At 43.7% G+C, this 1,836-nt stretch carries 1 rRNA gene; it reads right to left on the bottom strand.

Features of this window, described 5'->3' with window-relative positions:
* A 23S ribosomal RNA gene (locus tag C1A38_RS30340) occupies window positions 1-1,836 on the bottom strand; the annotation flags it as partial.

The following is a 1,836-nucleotide window of genomic DNA, read 5'->3' as shown; positions in this document are numbered from 1 at the left end:
GTTTAACCTTCGGGCACTGGGCAGGCTTCACCCTCTATACGTCGTTTTACAACTTAGCAGAGAGCTGTGTTTTTGATAAACAGTTGCCCCCCCTATTTTCTGTGGCCTATTAAAAATAGGCGCCCCTTCTCGCGAACTTACGGGGTTATTTTGCAGAGTTCCTTAACATTGGTTTTCTCGCTCGCCTTAGAATACTCATCTTGGGAACGTGTGTTCGTTCTCGGTACAGGTTGATAAAAAATTAACACTAGAAGCTTTTCTTGGAAACATGAAATCATTCAATTCGTTACTCGACCGAAGTCTTCACTATGCATCACAACTCAAGATTATGCTATCCGGATTTGCCTATATAACTCTCTTGTTGCTTACCCCACAATCCAGTAAGTGGTAGAACTATCCTTTTTCGTCACTCCATCATTCTTTTACCAAGTACAGGAATATTAACCTGTTGTCCATCGACTATGCATTTCTGCCTCATCTTAGGCCCTGACTAACCCTGGGTGGACGAACCTTGCCCAGGAAACCTTTCCCAATAGGCGTCGAAGATTCTCACTTCGAATCGTTACTCATGCCGGCATTCTCACTTTTAATCTCTCCACCAGTCCTCACGGTCTGACTTCAACGAAATTAAAACGCTCTCCTAACGCACATAATGTGCCCGTAGCTTCGGTATTGTGTTTGAGTCCCGTTACATTATTGGCGCAAGATCTCTTGACTAGTGAGCAATTACGCACTCTTTAAAAGGTGGCTGCTTCTAAGCCAACTTCCTAGTTGTTTATGAAATCTCACAACCTTTCTCACTTAACACAATTTTGGGACCTTAGCTGACGATCTGGGTTGTTTCCCTCGCGAGCGTGGACGTTATCACCCACGTTCCGACTGCATAGCTTAATTTTAATGGTATTCGGAGTTTGATTATAGTCAGTACAGCTAGATGCCGCCATTCCACATTCAGTGCTCTACCCCCATTAAACAATACTATACGCTAGCCCTAAAGCTATTTCGAAGAGAACCAGCTATCTCCAGGTTCGATTGGAATTTCACCGCTATCCACAAGTCATCCGGGCACTTTTTAGCGTACTACGGTTCGGTCCTCCACTTAGTTTTACCTAAGCTTCAACCTGCTCATGGATAGATCACCTGGTTTCGGGTATATGCCAATATACTAAAGTCGCCCTATTCAGACTCGGTTTCCCTACGGCTCCGCTTTTTTCTGCTTAACCTTGCATATTAACATAACTCGCCGGCCCATACTGCAAGATGTACGCCATCACACTTTAACGTGCTCTGACTACTTGTAAGTAAATGGTTTCAGAATCTATTTCACTCCCCTCTCGGGGTTCTTTTCACCTTTCCCTCACGGTACTAGTTCACTATCGGTGTCTGATTAGTATTTAGCCTTACCGGGTGGTCCCGGCAGATTCAGACAGGGTTTCACGTGCCCCGCCCTACTCAGGATACATCTATGAGATTTTATGATTTCGTATACAGGAATATCACCTTCTATGTTGAAGCTTTCCAACTTCTTCTACTATCATAAAATTTTGTAACTCAATGTAAGATGTCCTACAACCCCTTTTTACAGGTTTGGGCTCTTTCGCTTTCGCTCGCCACTACTGACGAAATCATTATTTATTTTCTTTTCCTGTTGCTACTAAGATGTTTCAATTCGCAACGTGTCTCGCTAATTTGACTATGGATTCATCAAAATGCAACTGAGGTTTGCTCAGTTAGGTTACCCCATTCGGAAATCTCCGTATCATAGTTTATTTCCAACTCCACGAAGCTTATCGCAGGTAATCGCGTCCTTCATCGACTTTCAGACCCAAGGCATCC

The organism is Verrucosispora sp. ts21, assembly GCF_002879555.1.
Classification (GTDB): Bacteria; Actinomycetota; Actinomycetes; order Mycobacteriales; family Micromonosporaceae; genus Micromonospora; species Micromonospora gifhornensis.
Note: the sequence above shows the minus strand (reverse complement) of the source record. Positions and strands in the feature narration are given on the sequence as shown.